The organism is Clostridium sp. Marseille-QA1073 (genome assembly GCF_054863625.1).
On record NZ_JBSVQM010000002.1, the window covers coordinates 137049 to 151469 of the forward strand.

Annotated in this window: 11 protein-coding genes; 4 read left to right on the forward strand and 7 right to left on the reverse strand. The window is 28.8% G+C overall.

All coding sequences use genetic code 11. The features are described from left to right. Positions 1–144: 144 nt before the first annotated feature. The 5 genes from ACY1IQ_RS02485 to ACY1IQ_RS02505 form a co-directional block, all read right to left on the reverse strand. Positions 145–810: an HD domain-containing protein gene (locus tag ACY1IQ_RS02485; protein ID WP_461612470.1), complete on the reverse strand. Its 666-nt coding sequence runs from the start codon at positions 808–810 to the stop codon at positions 145–147. Between the two features lie 348 nt (positions 811–1158). Continuing rightward, entirely contained in the window at positions 1159–2049 is an 891-nt protein-coding gene (locus ACY1IQ_RS02490) for a glycosyltransferase family 8 protein (protein ID WP_461612471.1), read from the reverse strand. Between the two features lie 230 nt (positions 2050–2279). Then, a complete protein-coding gene (locus tag ACY1IQ_RS02495) occupies positions 2280–3272 on the reverse strand; it encodes an alpha/beta hydrolase (RefSeq protein ID WP_461612472.1) in 993 nt (330 codons plus the stop codon). Between the two features lie 655 nt (positions 3273–3927). After that, entirely contained in the window at positions 3928–4395 is a 468-nt protein-coding gene (locus ACY1IQ_RS02500; protein ID WP_461612473.1) for a threonine/serine exporter family protein, read from the reverse strand. 4 nt (positions 4396–4399) lie between these two features. Further along, positions 4400–5155, reverse strand: a complete 756-nt coding sequence (locus ACY1IQ_RS02505; RefSeq protein WP_461612474.1) for a threonine/serine exporter family protein — start codon at positions 5153–5155, stop codon at positions 4400–4402. A gap of 464 nt (positions 5156–5619) precedes the next feature. Here ACY1IQ_RS02505 and ACY1IQ_RS02510 point away from each other — a divergent pair, with 464 nt between their 5' ends. The 3 genes from ACY1IQ_RS02510 to ACY1IQ_RS02520 all read left to right on the forward strand — a co-directional run bounded on the left by ACY1IQ_RS02510 (position 5620) and on the right by ACY1IQ_RS02520 (position 7631). Further along, positions 5620–6525, forward strand: a complete 906-nt coding sequence (locus ACY1IQ_RS02510; protein WP_461612475.1) for a helix-turn-helix transcriptional regulator — start codon at positions 5620–5622, stop codon at positions 6523–6525. 82 nt (positions 6526–6607) lie between these two features. Then, positions 6608–6868 (forward strand): zinc ribbon domain-containing protein, encoded by a 261-nt coding sequence (locus ACY1IQ_RS02515; protein ID WP_461612476.1) that lies wholly within the window; start codon positions 6608–6610, stop codon positions 6866–6868. Position 6869: 1 nt separating this feature from the next. Next, on the forward strand, positions 6870–7631 hold the full coding sequence (locus tag ACY1IQ_RS02520; RefSeq protein ID WP_461612477.1) for a YoaP domain-containing protein: 762 nt from the start codon (positions 6870–6872) through the stop codon (positions 7629–7631). A gap of 236 nt (positions 7632–7867) precedes the next feature. Here ACY1IQ_RS02520 and ACY1IQ_RS02525 read toward each other — a convergent pair whose 3' ends face one another. Further along, positions 7868–8680, reverse strand: coding sequence for an alpha/beta fold hydrolase (locus ACY1IQ_RS02525; RefSeq protein ID WP_461612478.1), 813 nt, complete (start codon positions 8678–8680; stop codon positions 7868–7870). Positions 8681–9243: 563 nt separating this feature from the next. Here ACY1IQ_RS02525 and ACY1IQ_RS02530 point away from each other — a divergent pair. Then, positions 9244–11823: a Xaa-Pro dipeptidyl-peptidase gene (locus ACY1IQ_RS02530; RefSeq protein ID WP_461612479.1), complete on the forward strand. Its 2580-nt coding sequence runs from the start codon at positions 9244–9246 to the stop codon at positions 11821–11823. A gap of 112 nt (positions 11824–11935) precedes the next feature. Here the strand turns inward: ACY1IQ_RS02530 and ACY1IQ_RS02535 are convergent, their stop codons facing one another. Beyond that, on the reverse strand, positions 11936–13669 hold the full coding sequence (locus tag ACY1IQ_RS02535) for a methyl-accepting chemotaxis protein (protein ID WP_461612480.1): 1734 nt from the start codon (positions 13667–13669) through the stop codon (positions 11936–11938). Between the last annotated feature and the right edge of the window lie 752 nt (positions 13670–14421).

Sequence of the window (14421 nt, forward strand, 5' to 3'; positions counted from 1 at the left end):
GTATTATCATATTCTAAAGTTAATGCATTTATCTTACTTACATTAATAAAAATGCGTTAGTTCAAGATATTAATTCTTTCTACTAACGCATTTATATATTTACATTATGAAATTAAATCTCTGTGTTTTAATAAATTTTGATATCTATAGTAATTTTGTACCATTTATAACTAATTCAAATTTAGCACCTAAAAAGTCTGCTGCCTTTCTACACATCATCATACGATTTAGAAATATCTCAAAATACTCCATTAAAGAAGAAATAGTAATATCAATCTTCATTTCCAATAAAACAATTCTTTTTTCAGAATTAATTTTAACTTTTGCTTCCTCAACTGCATAATTTACACGATCGTGAATATCAAAAGTAGCAAAATCTCTGTTTCTCACTCTGCTTCTTCTAACATCAGTTTTATCTGCTAATATTAATGCTGCAGATACTGTATTTACAGGTTGACCTGTACCTTCATCATGATTTCCAATAGCAGAAACTATGGTAGCAATTTCTTCAGGTGGCATTTCCATTCTAGTTAAAATATTAAAAGCTAATATAGCACCTGTTTGAGCATGATCAATTCTATTTATCATGTTACCAATATCATGAGTATATCCAGCTATTTTCCCAAGTTCTCTTTCTCTTTCGCTATACCCTAAGCTATGCAATATACTATCTGCAGTATAGGCAACCTTTCCTGCATGAACGAAAGAATGTTCAGTATATCCAAGGACTCCAAGTAATTCATCACCTTTTTGGATATAGGTTTGAAATTCTTTATTCTTTTTTACATCTTCAAAAGTTATATGTTTCATATATATCTCCTCATTAATATTTCATATATGCCAATACGCCTTTTATAAATAAGCTTATATTATATTGTACCATCTATTTCAATTAATAATCCACTATAAATATAGGAATCGTCCTTGGTAAATTTTACAAAATAACCCCATTTTTATTTTCTTCTTCTATATCTATTACAGATGGAATTATACTAATATGTTAAATAAAAAATAAAATAACATCCAAATTTAAATTTGAATGTTATTTATTTTATCAGCTTTAATTTTGTGCTGTATACTTAACTTTATTTATTTTTGATAAATTCTCTAAAGATTTTAAGATTTAATCTTTTTCTACCTTGCTAAGTCTAATTCCTATTACCCTTTCTTTTCCGCATCTTCAGTATTATTTTCCAAAATACTTTCAGTGATATCTTCAGTAATATTTTCCCCAATTTCAGCAACCATTTGAGCATACTCTTTATAAAATATATCTAGTTCTCCAAAGTAGTTATTCTTCCAAGGCTTATTTTTTCCACAGTAATGCATAATAACACTATTTTCTCGTACCCAATCTAGGTCTATTCTTTTATCAAGATTTCTAAAGTTCATATTATGTACTTTTAAATATCGATCACTAAGATTATAAATAAGAGACTCCACTACTTTAGTTTTTCCTCCATATAAAGCACTTAATACGTCTTGATCAGGAAGTAATAGAAGATTCTTATTCTTTTCAATATATTCAAAAACACTGTCTATGTTTTGCTTTTCTCGAAGAAGTTTTAAATTCATCAACATTACACCTGAGTTAATATAATAAGCATTCTCATCCATATCTAAGCGAAATCTATTTAACTTTTGCATTGTCTTACGAACATGAGAAGCAGCAATATAATAATTGTCTTCAAAGTCCATATAATAAAGTTCGTCAAGAGGATTAATAACCACTAAATCTGGATCTAGATACAAAATTCTATCTAAATCCTTTGGAAGAAATTGCGCTGCAAATATTCTAAAGTACATTTCTCTTGGATAGCGTTTAGTAACAGGTGCATCTTTTAACACTTCATCAGTAACTTTTACAGATATAATTTTACATCTCTTCTTATCTAAATATCTTTCTATATAACTAAAATCATCCTCTGTTAATTCTTTATGGGCAATATATACATTAAAGTTCACATTTGGATTAGATTTTAATATAGAATAAATCATAATAATCAATTGCTCAATATAATTAGAGTTTAATGTAACAAGAATATTCATAAATACTCCTTTCTTTTTATGTAATTCTCTTATAAAACATAAATAAATAAAAATATAAAAAAGTAGCTATCAATTTCTCCTTAAATTCTTTACTAAAAAATTGATAACCTTACTTTATTTATTTCCTAAACATTCAAAATTTATTTATAAAAATTCCTATTACAATAATTAACCCATATATATTTTTTTAAAATTAATATATACGAAAATATATTAATTTTTAAAGTTGTTTAATGGGTCTTATTCAAAAATTCAATAACTTTTTCCAAAGTCTCTTCTCCATATTTATCTCCTAGATTAAACTGGTATTCATGACCTAGCTCTTGAGATTCTTGAGGATAAAATACACTTTCTGTATAAACACCTACATCTTTTAATGCTTTTTCTAATATCTTTCCATGATATTCAAAGGATCCTTTATTACCATCGGTAATAAAGGTTGGAGGATAATTAGAAGTTAATTCATCTATGATGGATGCCTCTTTAGTTCTTTCTTCACTTTTCCAATTTCTACTTCCTAAATAAGCCCAACCAACACGATCAAATATCCAACTTAATATAGGAGAACTTATTTGAGTTAATTTGGCTAAATCGAAGGGTCCGCAAAATAATAAAACACCTTTAATAGTATTTTCATTCACAACTGGTTCTAAATTTACTTGCTGAGAGTATTTTGGATTGGTTTGAATATTGACAAACTGAGATACCATTTGAGCCCCAGCAGAATCTCCAGCAAAATAAGTACGATTCAGATCAATGTGATACTCAGCAAAATGCTTTTTAATATAGGAGTAAACTTCCCCAATCTGTCTTAACGGTATTGGATACCTTCCTTTTGGTGCAAGTGCGTAGTTAATATTAACTACGATAAATCCTCTGCTAGCAAGAGAAATAGCATAAGGTATTATATCTTTTTTATCTCCAGCAACATAGGCTCCTCCATGGACCCAGAAAATCACAGGAAGCTTTTTAGTTACTTGTTTAGGCATAATAATATCAAGTTTCCCATGAGGAAAATCAGACTCATAAGCGATATCTTCATAAATCATTGTTTCTTCTTTAAGTTTCTCATAGTTATCCAATTTGGTATATTCAGTACCTGAAAATAACTTCCTTAAATACCAAACTGTTGGCATAGGAGATATAATACAATATATTAAAACTAAGCCGAGAATTGTTATCAAACTTATGACCACTATTAATATCATTTCAAGCCAATTCATAATTAATAATCTCCTTCCTAAAAAAGCATAACCTAATTATATTAAAAATAGATAAAAAGGTATGCTCTATGGTCAAATTATTCTAAATATCTTTAGGCATCATTGGTGAACTATAAATTTAATAAAATTAACAGAATGCAAGTTCAAATGAAAACCTTGATATTATAAACTTAAAATAATAAAATCAGCAATGATAATATGAACCTTGTATTATATCAATATGCCCATAGCATCTTCATAATTGCATTGCTAATTTTTTTACTTTTATTACCTTATAGCCTTCATTCTCTAAGGTTAATTCCAACAATCTGCCACTCCTTTGATTAACCATATTTCAATATCATTTCTTCTCATTGTGGAATATAAATCCCTCACCAGTGTTACTAGCTTTTTAAAAACATAATTTTTCCTAATAATTCATCATTAAATATTACTATTGGATTTCTATTCGATTTATCATTTTATTATGTGGTTAAAAGTATTTCCTGCAGACTTAAATAAAACAGTATCATTTAAAATATAATTATGAACCGTCCCTATGATATAAATTAAGGTTACCTAAGTATATATTTAAAATACTTTTGGTAACCTTTTTAATTATTAAAATGTATATATTTTTTAATATTAAGTTTTAGCAATTAATATGAACCGTCCCTTAAAATATATTCCCTTTATCAAGTCTTTTTTTACTTCTCTTAGAACGGACTTTTGTAATGAACTTAACTAAAGTAGTAGATAACATAATACCAAAACCGATAGCACCGCCTATTCCTAGTGTTAACATACCTTTATCCAAGGCAGAAGTAAAATTTTTTTCAACAAGATATGTTATTGTGCTATATGCTGCCATACCGGGAACTAGAGGAAAAATTCCTGGAACATAAAACATAGAAGCGGGTGTTCTCATTATTCGTGCCATTAATTCACTATATAAATTAACTATAAAGGCACCAAAGAAAGAGCCGATTACAGAACTCCCTGTTCTCTCGAGAAAAATGCTATAGACTACCCATCCAATAGCTCCACCTAATCCTGCATATAGAGCTTTTTTTCTATCAATATTAAACAATATTACAGGAAATACGCTTCCTAAAAATGCTAATATAGTCATTTTTATTAGCATTTCATCACGCCCCTTTCATTCCAATAAACAGAGCAGTTCCCACCCCTATACTAACTGCTATAATAACAAGCAAAGCTTCACAAAATTTTGATATGCCAGATGAAAAATTTCCATAAATTACGTCTTTTATTCCATTTGTTAATACCACTCCTGGAAGTAAAATCATAATGCCACCTGTAATAACATTATGTGCGTTAATAGAAGGAATTAACATATGCGATAAAATGCTTGTTCCGCCTATAATAAGACCTGCTAAGTAGTACTCTAAAAATTGAAAAAATCCAAATTCAGCAATTTTTTCAAGCGTCATATATGTAATGAGACATATGATTATTGATGCAATACCATCTATGAGAGAGCCATTAAAAAAAAGCGTATAAATAAATCCTGTCATACAAGCAGCTATTGTTCGTACAGGTAAGGTGAAATTGGGAGATTTTTTAATTTCATCAAGAGCTTTCTTGGCTTCATCATAGGATAAAGGATTTTCTTTAAGTTGTCTTGAAAAAGAATTAATCAATTCGATTTTGTATAAATCCACCCGTTTTCTTCCAGCTTTTTTCATTGAAGTAATCTTATCAAATTGGGAACCCTCCACTAATAACAAAATTCCGTTTGACATTGCTAAACATTCCGCTGTAAAGCCATAAGATTCGCAAATTCTTGAAACGGTTTCTTCAATTCTATAGGTTTCAGCACCGTTCCCCAATAATATTTCACCGGCTGTAAGGGCAAGTTCACTTACATTTTTTATATCCATAAGAATCTCCTTTATCTCTATTGCTTGTATTTTTCCAAATATAATCTTCTCTTTAACCCTTTATGATTCGTTCTAATTTACATATTATCTTAAAAATTAATGCTCCTAGCCATATTTGTGATTATTATATCATATAATTATTTTTTTCAATAGAAATTAATTATATTTGAATTTAAACAAAAAATAAAATTTTTATAAGCTTTACTTATAAAAAGCCTATTTATTATTTATGTTTCATAATAAAATTTGCTTGCAAAAAAATTGATATTATTAAAAGAAACTAACTAGAATTAGTCTACTATATAATAGTAAAGATTAATAATGCTATATCTAACTACAATAAAGTATTAAAATGTAACATGCTTTTTTAAGACAGCAAAAGTCATTACATTATATTTAACTTCTTTTTCAAATATGACATGTAATTTCATATCTGTATGCTATACTGATTTTGGGTGATGAATATGCAAATTGATAGGTTATTAGAAATTGTCTTGATACTTCTAAATAGAGAACATATAACGGCAAAAGAATTGGCTGAACGATTCCATGTATCCACACGAACAATCTACCGAGATATCGATACTTTAAGTTTAGCAGGAATTCCAATATATTCTTTAAAAGGGAATGGTGGTGGAATTGGTTTATTAAAAAATTATACCATTGATAAATCCTTATTATCAGAGAAAGAGCAGAAAGATATTATTTTTGCTTTACAAAGTATTAATGCTTTAAAATTTCCTGATGTTGATGGTGTTCTTAATAAAATAAGCGCCTTATTCAAAAATGTTTCAAATACAAATTGGATAGAAGTTGATTTTTCTTATTGGGGAAGCCATACAAAGGAAAAAACAAAATTTACATATTTAAAAGAAGCAATATTAACAAAAACAGTTATTTCTTTTGAATATGTGAGTTCTTATGGTGAAAAGACAAATCGTAATATTGAGCCACTTCGTCTTGTTTTTAAAGCACATTCTTGGTATGTTCAGGGTTATTGCAGAAATAAACAAGATTTTCGCACCTTTCGCATATCACGAATGAAGAGCATTCAATTATGTAATGAAACTTTCACTAGCGAAGTTCCAAATGATCTACAAATAGAATCTCATAATTCAAAGCAAAATCAAATGGTATCCTTAAAATTAAAATTTGCTTCAGAAATAGCCTACAGGGTATATGATGATTTTGAAGAAGAACAAATTGAATATGATGGTAATACATTTACTGTTACTATTGATTATCCTTTTGATGAATGGGTTATTGGTTATATTCTCTCCTTTGGAAGTTTTGTTGAGGTTTTAGAACCAGATTTTATTAGGGAGATTATAAAAAAAAGAGCTCAGAATATAATGGAAATATACAAATGATTGCCAAATGTGACGTACTGCTGTCATATTAAAATTGTTATAATCAATTCATAAAAGAATAATTTTGAGAGGAGATTTTAATATGGAAAATATGATTTTTTGTCAAAGCTGTGCAATGCCTCTTATAAAGAGTGAAGATTTTGGAACAAATGCAGATGGAAGTAAAAATGAGGATTATTGCCTTTACTGCTATAAAGAAGGTGCATTTACCACTGAGGAAACAATGGAAGAAATGATTGAATCATGCATCCCTCACGTTTCTTCTGGAAATCCCTATGCAAACGAAGATGAAGCTCGAACTTCAATGAAAGAGCTTTTTCCAACTTTAAAAAGGTGGAAGTAATATGAATATTATATCAGTAAATGAAAGCAATATAGATGAGGAACATATTTGCTGCGTTATTTCAGATAAAAAAGGTGAAAATTGTGTGTCGTCAAAAAAAACATGGATGAAAGAACGCTTTAGTGACGGCTTAATTTTTAAAAAAGCTGATGTTAGAGGCAAGGTTTTTATTGAATATATCCCTGCTGAAAAGGCTTGGAGTCCTGTAAATGCTGAAAATTATATGTTTATCAATTGTCTTTGGGTCTCAGGACAATATAAGGGACAAGGCATATCAAACCTGTTATTGCAAGAATGTATTGATGATACAAAAAGACAAAATAAAGATGGAATTATTATTGTTGCATCAAAGAAAAAAATGCCCTTTCTTTCTGACCCCAGGTATTTGAAGTATAAAGGCTTTGAGACTTGTGATACAGCACATCCTTATTTTGAATTGTTATGCTTAAATTTTAATAACAACAGTAAATTGCCTACATTCAAGGATTGTACCAAAGATGGCAAAATAGCTGATAAAGAAGGCGTAACCTTATATTATACAAATCAATGTCCATATACTGAAAAATACGCTTTACTACTAAAAAATATTGCAGATGAAAGAAATATTTCTTTTAAACTGATTAAATTTAATACCCTAGAGGAAGCTCAAAATGCACCTACAGTTTGGACAACATTTAGTATTTTTATAAATGGTGACTTTGTTACAAATGAAATTCTGACTGAAAAGAAATTTCTGAAATTAATAGATGAAAAATTTAATTAGATATTTTTTATGTAAAAACTATCTTTACAAATTAAAAATGTTTCTATATTTATATATTAATTAAAGCATCAAATTTCTTTCGTTAGGCATGGTGTTTTTTTATTAAAGGTACGGTTCATTATTATTTTCATAAAATAATAATGAACCGTACCTTTAATAAATTGATAACTAACTATAGAAGATGACAATCATTATTAAAACCCTATAGTTAAAGCCTTTAGAGTTTTATAGAAAAATTATCTCTCAATAAATTTTATCAATTCCTTATTAAATTTTTCATGTTCTTCCCAGAATAATCCATGACCACTGTTTTCAAATGGGACAAGCTTAGAATTTTTGATTTCTTCCTTTTGTACAATAGCCAATGAAAACATACAAACTTTGTCATGAACACCATGAAGAATTAAAGTAGGAACATGTATTTTTCCGAGATCAGAAAATAAGCTCTCATCTCTAAGGGAAATTGCAAGTTTAGCTGTAGACCACCCTGCTGCCTGTAATCCTAATTGGAAAAACCAATCTGAGAAAGGTCCAGTTATATACTTAAAGAAAAACATATCTCCAAATCCCTGTAACATTTTAGGACGGTCATTATATGTTTCCTCAATTAGTTTAGTTACATCTTCCTTTGGTAATCCATAAGGAAAATTCGGACGTCTAGTAAAGCTTGGAGCTGCCGCAGCAAACAAAGCAAGTTTAGACACCCCATGCCCCTTATGACGAGCCATATATCTAATAGCAATTGCTCCTCCTACAGAATGACCAGCAAGTATAATATCTTGTAACTCAAGTGTTTCAATTACACATAGAACATCGTCAGCTAATCGATTGTAGTCATAGCCTTCCCATGGTTTATCTGAATTACCAAAGCCTCTAATATCAATTCCAATACATCTATATCCCATCTCTGGAAGTTTATTAAACTGATATTCAAACAACTTATGATTTGCAGGCCAACCATGTATAAAAAGGATTACCTTTTTCCCAATTGGGTTAATATCTTCTACGTAAATTCTTACCTCTGATTCTACTCTAATATAATATCCCACAGGAATTCCTCCATTAATAAAATTATCTCAGTAACATTTTATTCCTTCAATTCAAATAGGTGAATTGTTTATCCATTTTCATCCAACTACTTTGATGACTAAGTGAGAAATATATAAGATCTAACATTCTTTCCTAAAATCATATAGCTCCTTGAAAATTCTATTATACTAGAAAAAATAGTAACGCTATATAGTAAAAGTTAGAGATATAAAAATTAATTTTAAAGCCTTTCTTATATTATACGAAGATTTAAAGTAGAGATTAATATGTCAAAAAATATAACTAGTATAGACATATAGAGGCAATATTTTCTTTTTTTCTACAAGTTTTACAGGTAATTTTTATGAATTTATCCCTATATTTTAATATTAGGTTATATTTTTATGATATAATTAAATCTTGAATGCATTCATTATTTTGTCAGAGAGGAGATGATGAGAGATTCTTTAAAATTTTAAATTAAAATAAAAAACTTTTAACAAAGTAACTGAAAAACAGGACAAAATTTGATAAGGCCAACTAATTAATTAAAGAGCCTGACATTTATTAGGGGGGATAAGTTGTGAAAAAAATTATATCTATTGTATTAACTTTTACATTAATGTTTTCAGTAACTCCAGTTGCATATGCTACAAATGATATTAAATCATCTACTAATATCATCAGTGAAGAGATGACTGCTATGAATAACCTTGGTCTAATTCAAGGTGATGAAAAAGGATTAACATCTGAATATGCAGCAAAACAACCTACAAGAATACAAGTTGCAACTATACTTTTAAGGTTAAATGGACTTGAAGATGAAGCTAAAAAATTTGAAGGAACAGAAAATTTTTCAGATTATAAATCAGTAAGTTCCATAGAAGAGAGAAATATACTTGCATATATAAAAGCAAATCCTAAAGCTTGCTTAATAGAAGCTGATAAAGATAAATTTAACCCAAACAAATCTGTAAGTGAAGAAGAATTTTATAAGATTGTTCTTCAACTATTAGGATATGAGCAAGGAAGCGATTTTACAAATAAAAATATAATAAAATTTGCAAAATCTATTGGTCTTAATCCTTCAGAAAAAAGTAAATTCACAAATGATGAATTTGCAAAAGCACTTAACGATTGTTTAAAAGCGAAGACAAAAAGTGGTCGTGAATATTTTGAAGTATTATTAGAATCTGGTTTTATGATGGATTTTAATAAAAATAAAGATGTACCAGAAATACTTGTATTTGACGGAAAGCCTCAACCTATATTTAAACATGATGAGGCTATCTATGAAAAAGTTTATGTGGAATCACCACAAGATACAGATCTTGATGGAAAACGTGATTTACTTGAAGTATGGATAAAACGTCCTATTGAAACTGAAAAAGGAATGAAGGTTCCAGCAATATTTGAGGTAAGCCCTTATCGTCCTGGAACAAATGATGACCTTTATATTACTCATAATGTAGATAAAGATTTAACTGTAAGTCCACAAAGTAACATAACTTATGAAGACATAAAGTATAAACCAGTGGAAAAAACAATTCCTGCTCCAAGAAAAGTTTCAGGTAAAGCAGGAAACGGAAGAGTTGCACCTTTTGAATTTGGTGGATGGTATAATTACTTCTTACCTCGTGGATATGCAATAGTATTTTCTGGTGGTATAGGAACTTTAGGTTCTGAAGGTGTTACAAGTACTGGTTCAGTGGATGAAACAATATCAACTATTGCTGTAATAGACTGGTTAAATGGAAGAACTAAAGCATTCACAAATAAAACTGATAATATAGAAGTGTCTGCAGACTGGTGCACAGGAAGCGTAGGAATGTCAGGTACCTCATACTTAGGTACATTGTCTATAGCTGCAGCAACAACAGGAGTAGAAGGATTAAAAACAGTAGTTCCTGTAGCCGCAATAAGCAACTGGTACGATTATTATAGATCAAATGGCGTAACTTCTCCAGCTTTAGGTTGGCAAGGAGATGATGCTGATTTATTAGCAACATACTGTATGAGCAGAATGTTTGATCCTAAAGATTATTCTACAGTAAAAGAATTATTTGAAAAGAATATAAAACAGATGCAAATTGATCAAGATCGTGACACAGGAGACTACAATACATTTTGGGACGAGCGTAATTATTTAAATAATGCTGACAAAATAAAGGCAAGCGTATTCTTAGTTCATGGTCTTAGCGACTGGAATGTAAAAACTAAACAATTTGATATGTTATGGAAAGAGCTTGAAAAATATGATGTGCCACGTAAAGTTATATTACATCAAGGGGATCATATGAGCATTAATAATTTAGCAGGAATAGATTATAATGATATAATGGGTAGATGGTTTGCTCATTGGCTTTATGATATAGACAACAATGTAATGGAAGATATTCCTACTGCTACAATACAAAACAATACAGACCTTAAATGGGAAACCTTCGATACTTGGCCTGTAAAAGGAGCAAATACTAAATTTTATCTTGATAATGATGGTACAAATGGTAAATTAACATTTAGTCCAGTAAAAAAAGATTTAAAAGAAACTTTTTCTGATGACTTATCATTATCACAATTTGATAGAGAAAATCCTGATTTCACTAAATGGCTAGATACAATAGCTAAAGAACCTGAGGTAAAAAGACCTGATCGTTTATCCTATGTAAGCGAACCTGTTACTGAAGATACAAGAATAAGTGGAACTGTAAATGTTTCTATAAAAGCGTCTATAGATCAACCTACTGCCAATATAAGTGCAATGCTTGTAGATTATGGCCCTGAATATAGACCTACAACAGAAACAGAAGTTGTAGTTCCTAATGGTATAATATACGGTGGTAATGCAGGTTCTGATGATATAATAAACTTTGTTATGGATAGTAAAAAAACAGACTATAAAGTTATTTCTCGTGGTTGGATGGATGCACAAAATCGTGTAGCAAATTATCGTGTAGATACTATAAATCCTGGACAAGAATATACATTCAATTTGGACATGCAACCAATGGATTATACTGTTAAAAAAGGTCACAAGATAGGCTTAATAATACTATCTACAGATGCTGAATTTACTGTAAGACCTTTAAAAACTACAAACTTTACATTTAATACAAGTGAAAGTTTTGTAGAAATTCCAATAGTAAATAATACTAAAAAATAGTAAGAGACTTATAAAAATTAGTATATTATAATAAATGCCAAGTGTAAAAGGTATTAATAACTTAATTACTTCTACACCTGGCATTTTACATTTGTTGATTCTAAATGCTTGTCTATACCTTAAACTTAGAAATACTTTCGTTTAATACTTCAGCTTCTCTATTTAAGAATTCAGACATTGCTTTAAATTCTTCTGATGAAGCCATTTGCTCCTCAGTTACTGCTGCTAAATTCATAGCATTTGTATCTATTGTTTTTGATACTTTATCAATTTCGTTCATACTTTCATTTATATTTCCAATATTTGATACTATTTCGCTAGCTGAATTTTTAATCTCAACTATTTTGCTTTCTATATCTGCATTAGAATTTTTTATTACTTCAAAAGTATCACTTACATTATCAGTATATTTCTTACCCTCTTTTGTCATATTTACACTGACAGAAACTGCCTGTAAAACATTATTTGTTTGTTCATTCATAAATCCAATTATATCTACTACTTCACTAGCTGCTGCGTTTGACTCTACAGCAAGTTTTCTAACTTCATCTGCTACAACAGCAAAGCCTTTCCCATCTTCACCTGCTCTTGCTGCTTCAATTGCTGCATTTAATGCAAGGAGATTAGTTTGGTCAGCAATACTTGATATTGTTGTTAATATACCTTGTATTTTATTAATACTTTGCGCTAATTCTGTAATAACTGAATTTACATTATTGATACTACTTTCAATATTATCAATTTGATTCTTAGTATTTTTAATTACTACTGTTCCATTATTAGTATCTTCTAATGTTTTGTACGCAATTTTATTAGTATGATTTATTTGTGTAAAAATATTTTGAATGTCAGAATCTAATTTATCTAAAACATCCTTTATATTTTGTGTTTTCGTAGCTTGCTCAGTTGATATTGAAGAAATTTCATTTGTAGATATAGTCAATTCCTCAGAAGCACTTGATGAATCTGATGAACTTTCTAGAATTCCTTGAGCCGCTTCTGTAACCTTTTTAGAAGATACTTGAACTTTTTCTATCATATCTCTTAATGAGTCAACAGTCTTACTTAATGCAATGTTAATCTTACCTATTTCATCCTTTCTAGAAGTGTCAATAGGTGAAGTTAAATCTCCTTCTGCAATAGTATTTATTGATTTCACTAGTGCTCCCATCGGTTTAAGCATAATTTTTGAAGCAATATAGTTAATAATTATAGAAATTCCAATTAAGACAAGGGTAACTAAGATTATTATTACAGTTAATTGATGTGTCCTTTCTGAAAGGTCTGAACCTCTATAATCATATTCTACTACTCCAACTACTTTATTAGCAGAATTTAATATTGGAACAAAAGCTGATATATAATAATTCTTAAGTGATTCAACATAATACATTTCACTTACCTGTGCTTCACCTGTATCAAAGGCTTTTTTTGCCTCTTCTGAAAAATCAGCTTTTGGTTGCTTATATCCTATTTCTACATTTGCATCACTTCCATCAATTACATATGTATAATTGTCTGAGTCATTTGATACAAAGGTATATAACATACCTTTCCCGATACTATTATTTAATGCTTGTAGCTTTTTTCTTGTATCAATATAAAATTTATCACTTCCATTTAAAGATTTTGAAAGTTTTTCAAATTCATCTCCATCGATTACTGTAACAGCTGACTTTGCAATGTTTAAAGCATCTCCTTGTAGTTGAGTTACAGTGTGAGAATACATATTACTATAAAATATGTATCCCATAGAAAAACTTGACAACACTATTATCAGTGATGTTATTAATATAATTTTAGATTTCATAGATAAAGAAACATTTGATATTTTTTTAAATTTCAAAATACCCACACCCTTTCATAAATATAGTTTTATAACCTTGAAATACTTTAAGATATCTCAAATAAAATAACTAGTGAAAGATTGACTAAATATTTTGTACAACGCAGGTCAATAGATTCCACTGACAATAGCAGTATCAGTAGATTCTGTGAAGCAACATAGCACAAAATAAATTAGCATACTTACAGCTATTTTTTAAGATATCCAAATAAATACTCCTATTACTACCTAAGAAGTTAATGCATAGCTAATATAGCTGCACCCTTTAGTATTTCAATTCATAATGCAAAATTTGTAATTTTAGTTGAAATTAACTCTTTATGAATTAATTTATTACTAAGAAATCATATATATAATGCATATTAATATTATCGATAATAATATATGAAACATAAATGGTATTTTTATAATCTGTCTTAAACATAATAAAGACTTTTCACATCCAAAATTTGATGTGAAAAGTATTCTTAATACAATATTAAATTTGATAAGTTTTATTATTCTATTTCCTCTTTTTATTCATTCTTACAAGATTCTCCACATTATGTATATTTTAATATACCAATTGTCTATTGTCAATCTTTTCTGTCAATTTTTTGTGTTTAATGTATTATAATGTCACCTTATAGATATAAAAAAACATATAAATTATCTAATATATCAAAAATAATTACCTAAATTTAATATAATCTTAAATTTTATAAAAGATAATGAAAAAAGGATGCGAAACTCATCCCGCATCCTTTCCTTAT

What these genes read in the sequence shown, in the direction of transcription:
- ACY1IQ_RS02485 (WP_461612470.1), bottom strand. Translation starts at nt 810, where the DNA reads ATGAAACATATAACTTTTGAAGATGTAAAAAAGAATAAAGAATTTCAA.
- ACY1IQ_RS02490 (WP_461612471.1), bottom strand. Translation starts at nt 2,049, where the DNA reads ATGAATATTCTTGTTACATTAAACTCTAATTATATTGAGCAATTGATT.
- ACY1IQ_RS02495 (WP_461612472.1), bottom strand. Translation starts at nt 3,272, where the DNA reads ATGAATTGGCTTGAAATGATATTAATAGTGGTCATAAGTTTGATAACA.
- ACY1IQ_RS02500 (WP_461612473.1), bottom strand. Translation starts at nt 4,395, where the DNA reads ATGCTAATAAAAATGACTATATTAGCATTTTTAGGAAGCGTATTTCCT.
- ACY1IQ_RS02505 (WP_461612474.1), bottom strand. Translation starts at nt 5,155, where the DNA reads ATGGATATAAAAAATGTAAGTGAACTTGCCCTTACAGCCGGTGAAATA.
- ACY1IQ_RS02510 (WP_461612475.1), top strand. Translation starts at nt 5,620, where the DNA reads ATGCAAATTGATAGGTTATTAGAAATTGTCTTGATACTTCTAAATAGA.
- ACY1IQ_RS02515 (WP_461612476.1), top strand. Translation starts at nt 6,608, where the DNA reads ATGGAAAATATGATTTTTTGTCAAAGCTGTGCAATGCCTCTTATAAAG.
- ACY1IQ_RS02520 (WP_461612477.1), top strand. Translation starts at nt 6,870, where the DNA reads ATGAATATTATATCAGTAAATGAAAGCAATATAGATGAGGAACATATT.